The 301-nt window shown below is 65.1% G+C and carries 1 protein-coding gene; it reads left to right on the top strand.

All coding sequences use genetic code 11. The annotated features are described in order from the left end of the window. Nucleotides 1-26: 26 nt before the first annotated feature. On the top strand, nt 27-301 hold a 275-nt coding region (locus tag EN851_RS35405; protein ID WP_189587366.1), incomplete at its 3' end, for a glucokinase.

Raw genomic sequence — 301 nt, 5'->3', positions numbered from 1 at the left:
CTCGGCGGCCCGAAGACGATACAGCGCTGCGGTTTCCGGTTCTGATCGGCGACATTGGCGGCACCAATGCGCGCTTCTCGATCGTGCTCGATGCCAATTCGGAAGCGACCGAGCCGCAGATCGTCCAGACGGCCAATTTCAAGACCATCGACGAGGCGATCCAGGCGGCGGTGCTCGACCGCTCGTCAATCCAGCCGCATTCGGCCGTGCTGGCGGTGGCCGGGCCTGTCGACGGCGACGAGATCCGGCTCACCAACTGCCCCTGGGTGGTCAAGCCGCACCAGATGTTCGCCAATCTGGG

Source organism: Mesorhizobium sp. M8A.F.Ca.ET.208.01.1.1 (assembly GCF_004791315.1).
Classification (GTDB): domain Bacteria; phylum Pseudomonadota; class Alphaproteobacteria; order Rhizobiales; family Rhizobiaceae; genus Mesorhizobium.
The sequence above is the reverse complement of the archived record's forward strand: the minus strand, read 5'-3'. Positions and strand labels throughout refer to the sequence as shown.